9 protein-coding genes, 1 tRNA gene and 1 pseudogene are annotated in these 7434 nt (G+C 68.0%); 5 read left to right on the plus strand and 6 right to left on the minus strand.

Features of this window, described 5'->3' with window-relative positions; all coding sequences use genetic code 11:
- The coding region (locus AB0I76_RS18475) for an IS110 family transposase (RefSeq protein ID WP_357036620.1) at positions 1–1076 on the minus strand (1076 nt) is incomplete at its 3' end.
- Between the two features lie 576 nt (positions 1077–1652).
- On the opposite strand from AB0I76_RS18475, the gene AB0I76_RS18480 reads away from it, so the two are divergent.
- Together AB0I76_RS18480 and AB0I76_RS18485 are read left to right on the plus strand one after the other, a co-directional pair.
- Positions 1653–2333: a hypothetical protein gene (locus AB0I76_RS18480; protein WP_357036623.1), complete on the plus strand. Its 681-nt coding sequence runs from the start codon at positions 1653–1655 to the stop codon at positions 2331–2333.
- Between the two features lie 207 nt (positions 2334–2540).
- Entirely contained in the window at positions 2541–2984 is a 444-nt protein-coding gene (locus AB0I76_RS18485; protein ID WP_357036626.1) for a GNAT family N-acetyltransferase, read from the plus strand.
- Between the two features lie 139 nt (positions 2985–3123).
- On the opposite strand, the pseudogene AB0I76_RS18490 reads toward AB0I76_RS18485, so the two are convergent.
- Both AB0I76_RS18490 and AB0I76_RS18495 read right to left on the minus strand, forming a co-directional pair.
- A pseudogene (locus AB0I76_RS18490) lies at positions 3124–3240 on the minus strand (GNAT family N-acetyltransferase); the annotation flags it as partial.
- A gap of 99 nt (positions 3241–3339) precedes the next feature.
- Positions 3340–3993, minus strand: coding sequence for a Crp/Fnr family transcriptional regulator (locus tag AB0I76_RS18495; protein WP_357036629.1), 654 nt, complete (start codon positions 3991–3993; stop codon positions 3340–3342).
- A 48-nt stretch (positions 3994–4041) separates the two neighbouring features.
- Here AB0I76_RS18495 and AB0I76_RS18500 point away from each other — a divergent pair, with 48 nt between their 5' ends.
- Positions 4042–4302, plus strand: coding sequence for a YciI family protein (locus tag AB0I76_RS18500; RefSeq protein ID WP_357036632.1), 261 nt, complete (start codon positions 4042–4044; stop codon positions 4300–4302).
- 174 nt (positions 4303–4476) lie between these two features.
- Here AB0I76_RS18500 and AB0I76_RS18505 read toward each other — a convergent pair whose 3' ends face one another.
- Positions 4477–4905, minus strand: coding sequence for a hypothetical protein (locus AB0I76_RS18505; protein ID WP_357036635.1), 429 nt, complete (start codon positions 4903–4905; stop codon positions 4477–4479).
- A gap of 165 nt (positions 4906–5070) precedes the next feature.
- Here AB0I76_RS18505 and AB0I76_RS18510 point away from each other — a divergent pair, with 165 nt between their 5' ends.
- Together AB0I76_RS18510 and AB0I76_RS18515 are read left to right on the plus strand one after the other, a co-directional pair.
- Complete coding sequence (locus AB0I76_RS18510) at positions 5071–5454, plus strand: hypothetical protein (protein WP_357036637.1); 384 nt, start codon at positions 5071–5073, stop codon at positions 5452–5454.
- 301 nt (positions 5455–5755) lie between these two features.
- Positions 5756–6403: a site-specific integrase gene (locus AB0I76_RS18515; protein WP_357036640.1), complete on the plus strand. Its 648-nt coding sequence runs from the start codon at positions 5756–5758 to the stop codon at positions 6401–6403.
- Between the two features lie 14 nt (positions 6404–6417).
- Here AB0I76_RS18515 and AB0I76_RS18520 read toward each other — a convergent pair.
- A tRNA-Ile gene (locus tag AB0I76_RS18520) sits at positions 6418–6494 on the minus strand.
- Between the two features lie 368 nt (positions 6495–6862).
- The coding region (locus AB0I76_RS18525) for an FAD-dependent oxidoreductase (protein ID WP_357036643.1) at positions 6863–7434 on the minus strand (572 nt) is incomplete at its 5' end.

Consider the following 7434-nt stretch of genomic DNA (forward strand, 5'->3'; position numbering starts at 1 on the left):
TAGTCCCGGTTCGGGCCGTTCATCCGCAGCGTGCTGAGCGAGGACATGTAGAACACGTGGCGCAGCCGCCGGTTGTAGCGCTGCGGCCGGCGCAGGTTGGCGACGCGCTTACCCGAGTCACGGGCCACCGGGGCCAGACCGGCGTAGGCAGCCAGGTGATCGGGGCTGGCGAAGGTTGACAGGTCTCCGACGGCGACGATGAACTCCGCCGCCGCCAGTGCCCCCATGCCGGGCAGGCTGCGAATGATGCCGGCCTGCGGATGGGCAGCGAACGCCTGCTCAATCGCCTTGTCGGTGTTCTTCATGCGCTGGTGCAGTTGCAACAGGTGGCTGGCCAGCTCAGCGGCGAGCGCAGCAGCGGTGTCCTGTCCCGGCAGGGTGAGATTCTGCTCAGCCGCGGCGGCCAACGCCTGATCGGCGACCTTGACGGCGTTCACTGCCCGATGCCGGCGCAGATGCGCCACGAGCTGCTCGCGGCCGGCGGCGCGGATCTGCTCGGGCGTCTGATAATCGCTGATCAGAATCAGCGTCGCGACGTTGGTGAAGGTCAACGCGCGTTCCAACACCGGGGAGATCCCGAGCATCAGTCGACGCAGCCGATTCACGGTGCGAACCCAGTCTTCGACCAGGTCGGCACGGTGCGCCACCAGCAGCGCCAGCTTGGCGATCAGCTCCGTCGGTGTCTCGACCGGCAGGAAGTCATGCCGCATCCGCGCGGTGTTGGCGATGACCACGGCGTCACGCGCGTCGGTTTTGGCCTCGCCGGCGAACCCAGCGGACATCGTCTTGACCGTGCGGCCTGGGATATACACCGCCTGCTGCCCGGCCAGCGCCAACATCGCCCGCAGCAGGGCTGTCTCGCAGCCGACCAGGTCGACTGCCCACACCACCTCGTCGTCGGCGCCGACACGGCCGATCAGGTCCGCGATCGCCTGCTGATCGTTGGCCACCCGCGTCGACCACAGCACCCGCCCGGCCACGTCTACCGCCGCGGCGTGGTGAGCCTGCTTGCCCGCGTCCACGCCTACCCATACCTGCGCCAAGCCGTCCTCCCGAAGCACCCAGATCCAGGTCACCTCGGACGACCCCGCCGGCAGTTCCTTAGCAAGCGACGACTCGCAGATCTCAATCAGCGGTCAAGGCGCCCAGGGGCTGGCTGGGCGGCCGCTCGTCCATGGCCACCTGACGGCAAACGACCTTGAGCCACACCCAACCAACCCGGCGGCCCGGAACACCATCCAGACACTGGAACCCTAAGGAACGACCTTGGCGCCCTGGCGCTGGTCTGCTCGGCTCCGCCTGGGTCGACGGTGGGCGGGATGGTTGCCCATCCCAGAAACCGGAGCGCCTCCGCCGGAGGCAAGGCTTGTATCGGCCGGCGCGCCGGCCGATGCCGGCGCTTGCGCCGCCAGCAGGCCGAGCGCGGCCGGCGCGGCCCGCTTGCGGGCCGCCTTGATCCTAAAGAGGGCAATTCGGCAGTGCGTGGGCTCTGTCAGTGTCCTCCGTCGACTGATGTACGACAGGGCGTCCGCCAACTGATCTGCGACACCCAGCGCGCTGATCGCGGCATGAGCGGCCATTGCCGGTGGAGGCTCGTGGACGCCCTCAAGGCACGTGACGGCGCCAGTGCTGTCTGGGCGTAGGTTCACCGGGTGACCGTGTACGACATCGCCGCCAAACTGCCCACCATCGACGTGCTACGGGACCGCTGTAAGGCACTCGCCGTGCTGGAGTGCATCGTCGACGGCGGCGAACCCTACTACGCCTACACCCGCTCTTGGGGCGACGACGAGGCGGCGCTGATGAACAACGGCAGCGGCGACGAATGGACTGTCGTGTTCACCGCAGACGGCGCATTCATCCGCGTGTTCGACCATGAGTCGGCGATGACGCCCTATCTCGATCCGGACCATGAGCTGTGGCCGGGACTGCTCGACGGCATCCCGGCGGTGTTCCGCCCGCAGATCGAGGAACCAGCATTCGGCGACGAGGAGGGCCAGTTCGTCGCCACCGCTGTACTGTGGCGACTCTCCGGCGACGACCGCTGGCGCGCCGGCGAAGCCATCACGTTCCCCCCACTCCGCGAACCGTACGACGACAACGCCCCGGACGGCTCTGACCTGCTCGAGGTCCTGCTCGACAACATCGTCGATCGGTACGTCACCTTCGCCGAGGACTACTACGAGATCGAGGTCGACCCGACCGTGGTCGAACACGTCGTCGCGCACCGTCCGCTTACTGACGTCGTTGTGCAAGCTTTGAACCCGGAGGCAACCGTTGCCGGGCTGCACCAGGACGTCGCCGCGATTGGATATCCGATCGGGGCGGCCTGACATCAAGCACACCTGGACCGCCTCGGCAGCACGCTGCTCGCTCCGTATCCGGTCGGTCGGCCAGATCACGCGGATCGCGGCAGATCAGGATGCCGGCGTGGTGCCGGCCAGGGTATCGAGGTTGGGTACGACTATCCCGGTTGTCCGATGCTGCGCTGTAGGGTCGCGCATCTGCCTGCCGGCCCCACCTGTCGATAGGGTGTCGCCGTGACGATCACCGTTCGCCGGGCAACGGAGCGCGATCTGATGGCGTTGGGAACGTTGTACGCCGAGCTGCATCCGGCTGACCCGGTGCTGTCCCACCAGCAGGCAACGAAGACTTGGCAGGAGATCATCGGCCAAGCGGGGCGCGCCGTGCTGATCGCCCTGCGCGAGGGAACGGCGGTCGGCACTGTTGACTGCATCGTCGTTCCGAATCTGACCCGTGGTAGGCGACCGTACATGCTCGTGGAGAACGTTGTCGTCGCTCGCTCTGCCCGCCGCCAAGGAGTTGCGGGTTGCATGTTCGATGCGCTGATCGATCTGGCCCGCGCGGCCGGCTGCTATAAGGTGCAGCTGCTCTCTCACGTCGACCGTTCCGACGCCCACATGTTCTACGAGTCGCGCGGCCTACGTCCTGTTGCCCAGGGCTACCGGCTTTACCTGGACTGAACGCGAGTCAACCCGCCAGCCCGCTGCCGTGAAGTGGATGCCACTGGCCAGCGCACACCGCCGCCTTCAGTTTCGAGCGCTTCGCGGCAGTTGACTGCACGTGGGGAGGGCGACCATCGGCGGCACCTGACGACGTACGTCAAGAAACGTCGCCGTTGCACTTGATCATCGCGCAGCGACGAGAAGCATCTATTCCGGGCAGCGACGCTTCGTGTTGCATCGCGGCTGCCAGCTCGCGTCCGATCTCCGCGCCGGGTTGCCGCGCGTCGCGGCACGGCAATGCGGCCGCATGTCCGTCGTCGGGGGGGGGCGTGGCAGCGCAATGAGTTGCGATGTCCTCCATGCTGCCGGCCGATCAGGAGTCGCTCGATAAGAAGTCGAGACGCCCACGATCAGCGATAACTATTCCCTGTCCGGTAGGCCGAACAGCGCCAGCAGCGGTGAGCCGCGCCAGAGCCCGGTTGATGGTGACCCGACTCAGCCCGAGCATGCGCGCCAACTGCTCCTGCGATCCCCGCCAGGCGACCCGATCCGCCGGATCCTGCGCGATCAGCCAAGCAGCCACCTGGGCGACCGCCGGCAGCGTGACGGCCTGCGCGAGCCGCCGTCGAGTGGCCATGGCGTCCCGCGCGAGCTGTCCGAGGACATGCTTACGCACCGACTGTTGCTCATCGAGCAGGCGCAGAAACCGGATGCGAGGCAGCAGGCGCGCGGTGACCCCAGTGATCGCCACCAACCCGGTTGACGGCGCACCAGTGTCCAGCACGGCGGACTTGTCCACGATCGCAGGGCCCGTCCACTGATCGGGCCACACCTCACCGCCAGAGGGTGCGGTGTGCGTGGCAACCACGGTGCCGGACAGCAGCAGGACCACGGCGCTCGGCTGCTCACCGGCCGGCCGTATCACCGTCCCGGCGCCGAACCGTACCGCGCGACTGTCCCGGGCAACCGCCTCCAGCTCGACCGGAGACAGGGCTCGTAGCGCCGGGATGCAATCCAACGAAGACATGTATCAAGTGATACAGCGCCGCACGGCCCGGCGTCCTAGCGTGCCGGTGTGTGGATCGTAGAGTTGACCTTCACCAGTGACCCCGAACGCCTAGCCGCACGGGCCGCCCATCGCAGCCGGCTCGCTGCCCTTCACGGCGATGGAACCGTTCGGATGGCGGGCCCCTTCGCCGACGACAGCGGGGCGATGATCGTCATTGACGCGCTCGACCGGCAGGCCGTCGATGCTCTGATCGCCGCCGACCCGTATTTCACTACTCCGGGCGTCACGATCGCTCAGATCCGGAACTGGCACCCATTCCTGCAATAGCAGTCATCAACCGCAGGGCATCCCAATCTCGGCGCACTCTCATCGGCATGTCCGGCCGCCAGCCAGCCCGACCCGTCGTGAGGCCCGGCGGCGAGCGGATCGCGGCAGATGGGTGCACCTGATCTTGATCCGGCGCGCGGCCATCGGCCAATTGTGCGCCTCCTGGCCGGCGCCTCAGCAGATCCAGCAGTAGAGCAAACTCTTCGTTCGCGCTGCGTTCGCTGCCAAAGCAGCGATCTCAACAAAGAGTTCACGGGCCAAGTCATCGTCGATCGCTTCGCCTTCCTCGCACCGCAACTCGATCCACCGCTCGGCGGTCCTGCCCAGCGTCTCGCCGCCGGCGACGGCCAGCGCCTTCGTGAGATCGGGAGGGACGAGTAGGACCAAAGGCGTGTCGTCGCCGCTGACCACGTCCGGGCCCCCGCCGGCTATGAGTTCATCGAGGTCCCGATCCATCAGGAGGCTCTCCCACTCCTCAAGCGTCGACCAGACGTCAAAGTTGCCGTAGGTGGCCGACTCGAAGCCTGGTCCAGGCCCGCTTTCCGCGACGCTGGCCGCGGCCGCATTGTCAGGAGCGACGAAGAACTTGATGATCGAACTCACGGGCGGATTATGCTACCCGCCCCGGCTGCCCCGTATGACAAGCCCTGTCCACATGCACGCTCATCGGCACGACAGCGTGCCGCCGAACGCGCAGTCGGCGGCAGTTCAGTGCATCTGGCCATCGCTTACAGTTGCCGTGATTCGAAACATGGCGGGAGTGCGGGGATGAGCCTCGATATCTCAGTGTGGATACCGGACGACAACGCCTACGCCCGTCGGGACGTTCTCGTGAATCCGCCGGGCATCAGCACCGGAGTAGGAGCTGAAAGCTTTCGTCACAGGCTGTGGGGTTCCGCAGCCGCTCGGCGTCTCGGCGCGACGTTCCTGCCGCAACTCGCTGACATCACAGTCGAGAACCGTGGGAATCTCCAGGTCCCGCACGGCCAGCTCGACGCCTTCGAGCAGGAGTGCGTACTCCTGGCAGAGAACGTCGAGCAACTGTCCGCCGCGACTGGAATCGACGCGGATCGCATCCTCCGCTACCTGACCAACGCGCGGCACGCGGTGGAGCGCGCCAAGGCGGTACGCGGCGGCATCATCATCTGGTAGCGGCATCAGGGACTGTCGGCTTGGCGGTGCGCCCACCCCGATTCCACCCAAGGAGGAGCCCGCTCATCGGCATGACAGGACGTTGGTCGGCGGCTGAGCCACCGCTCGATCGCCGGACCCTGTCGCACATCACCTGACGGAGTCGTGTCGCACATCAGTTGTCGGAGCACAGTGGGCTCTGTCAGAGCTTGGGTTCGACTGGTGACGGCAGCATGTCGGCCCGCTTGCGTAGCACGTCGACGGCCTGGTCCCGGAGGGCTCCTTCGGCCACTTCTTCACGCAGTGAACGGCGCTCGGCCGGTTGGGCGACCTCGCGGTAGAACTGGAGGTCTTCGAAGCCGTAGGTGGCTACGGGCTGATCATCCGGGTGCTGGCGTACACCGGGCTGCGCTGGGGCGAACTGGCCGCGCTTCGGGTGCGACGGGTGGACCTGGTGAAGCGCCGGCTGCTGGTCGCGGAGTCGGTGACGGAGGTCAACGGTCGGGCGGTGTTCGGTACGCCGAAAACGCATCAACGCCGATCGGTGCCGCTCCCCCGCTTCCTGGTCGAGCCGATGGCCACGCAGATCGCCGGCCGTTCCGGTGACGAGCTGGTGTTCACCTCCCCGGCCGGCGAGGTGCTGCGCAACAACAACCTCCGTCGCCGGGTCTTCGATCGGGCTGCGGAGTCGATCGGTCTCGCTGGCCTGACGCCGCACGAGCTGCGGCACACGGCGGCCAGTCTCGCGGTGGCCGAGGGCGCCAACGTGAAGGCGGTGCAGCGGATGCTCGGGCACGCCTCGGCGGCGATGACGCTGGACGTGTACGCGGACCTGTTTGAGGACGACCTGGACCAGGTCGCGGACCGCCTCGACCGGGCGGCCGGTCGTGCTGCTGCGGACTCAGTGCGGACTGAGGTCGTTGGTCCGGATCTCGACGCGGTTCGTCCGGGTCGCCGGAAGCATGGCTGACCAGGGGTTTTGCTTGGTGGGGCGGGCGGGACTCGAACCCGCGACCGAGGGATTATGAGTCCCCTGCTCTAACCGGCTGAGCTACCGCCCCGGCACCGCGCCGGATCCTATCCCGCCCGATCCCTCACCGGCCAGCATCACGCCGTCGCCGGCGCAGCAGCACGATGGGCAACGCGAGGATAACAGTGAGCAGCCATCCCACCGCGACGACGCCCCACAGCCACTGTTCGTCCTCGGCCGTCGGGGTGATGAACTGCCGAGCGTCAGCAACGCCGCCGGCACGCCGATCGCCGGCGCGACCAGGCCGCTGACCACCATCAGCGGGATCTGAACAGGACCGCGTCGCCGGTTCCCCCGCGCGAGGGGCGGGCCTGGCCGTTGGTGGAACGGGGGCTGCGGGATGTTCTCCGGATCGAGCGCGCGCAGGGCCGGCCAGTCGCGGGCCGCGCGGTCCCCTTCTCAGCCGGTGCGCAGCCCGTCCAGGACCGCTCCGGCGGTGCGCCAACCGCTGGCCAGCGCGCCCTGGATGGAAGGGCTGTCGCGGTGGTCCCCGGCCACGTACAGCCCGTCACCGAGCGACACCGGCTTACGCAGCCGCCCCTGCGGCGGGGGCGCGGCGGGCAGCGCGTCGGAGATCGAGACGGTGGTGAGGTGGGTCCAGTCCGCGGTGGACCGTCCGTAGAGGCGGGTCAGCTCCGCCCGTACCGTCGGCTCGGGTGGGGCGGACGGGCCGACCACCGAAGTCGCCACCAGGTGCTTCCCCTCCGGCGCGTACGTCGGGGCGGCCCGGCTGATCACCACCGTGTTGGCGATGGTCTCGCGCCGGTCGCCGTCGAGCAGCAGGATCGGCTCGTCCAGGGGCGCGGTGTCGGTGCTGTGGTAATAGGTCGTGTAGCTGTGCATGCGTACCGTCCCCAGGGTCGGCAGCAGCGTGGTCGCCGCCGGCGGGTCCACGGCGACCACGACGGCGCGGCAGGCGATGTCGCCGGCCTGGGTGCGGACCCGGCCGGGCGCGACCTCGGCGACCGGGG

Source organism: Micromonospora sp. NPDC049799 (genome assembly GCF_040656655.1).
Lineage (GTDB): Bacteria > Actinomycetota > Actinomycetes > Mycobacteriales > Micromonosporaceae > Micromonospora.